At 54.4% G+C, this 891-nt stretch carries 1 protein-coding gene; it reads left to right on the forward strand.

All coding sequences use genetic code 11. From position 1 onward, the window contains the following. Positions 1 to 83 precede the first annotated feature (83 nt). Positions 84 to 836 carry an IS6 family transposase gene (locus EP380_RS23400; RefSeq protein WP_127601234.1) on the forward strand — a complete coding sequence of 251 codons (753 nt, stop codon included), beginning with the start codon at positions 84 to 86 and terminating at the stop codon, positions 834 to 836. Positions 837 to 891: the final 55 nt, after the last annotated feature.

Consider the following 891-nt stretch of genomic DNA (forward strand, 5'->3'; position numbering starts at 1 on the left):
GGGCCTGTCGCAAATTTTCTTGGTTAACGGCCTGTTGACCACCAGCGGAGAAATTGCCGCTCCCAATGTAGCGGAGCGTAGCCATGATTCTGAATGCCATTGCCGACAAGCTGAAGCGCCAATCAAAGGACGACTTCAAAGGTCGGCATTTCGAGGCATGGCTCATCATGCAGGCAGTGGCCTGGTATCTGCGCTATCCGCTCAGCTATCGAGACCTTGAGGAGATGTTTCGGGAACGTGGTTTCGAGGTCGATCACAGCACTGTCAACCGCTGGGTTTTGGCTTATGCGCCGATGATCGAGAAGCGGCTTCGCCAGTTCCGACGCCCGCATTGTGGTTCGATCCGGATCGACGAAACGTACGTGAAGATCCGCGGCAAGTGGCGCTATCTGTACCGGGCGATCGATAAGCATGGAAACCCGATGGATTTCCTGCTGGCGGCCAGGCGCGACCTGGATGCTGCAAAGAGGTTCTTCCGCAAAATGCTCAAAGACGAGCCCCTGTTATCGCCTAAGAAGATCGGCACGGATGGAGCGAATACCTTCCCATCCGCGATTAAAGCATCGGTAGATGATGGTCTGCTTCAGCCCAACCCCGTGCACTACGTCACAAAGCATCTCCAACAACGCATCGAGAGTGACCATTTTCGGGTTAAGAAGAACATGCCCAAGATCGGCGGCTTCCAATCCTTCAAAACGGCGCGTCGGACAATCGCAGGCTTCGAAGCCATGCTCTGGCTGAAGAAGGGCTTCGGCTTTTCCGGCGTGTGGACCGTAAATGATCAGAACGATCTGCTCGCGCACCTCTTCGGACTACAAAAGGTTAACAAAGCATGAAAACGAGGACGCTCAGTGGATAATTGCGCGCTCCGAAAATGTTTGCGACAAGCCC

Origin of the sequence: Nitratireductor alexandrii, assembly GCF_004000215.1 — a bacterium.
GTDB lineage: Bacteria > Pseudomonadota > Alphaproteobacteria > Rhizobiales > Rhizobiaceae > Mangrovimarina > Mangrovimarina alexandrii.

Coding starts and splice junctions, on each gene's coding strand:
- EP380_RS23400 (WP_127601234.1), top strand. CDS start 84: ATGATTCTGAATGCCATTGCCGACAAGCTGAAGCGCCAATCAAAGGAC.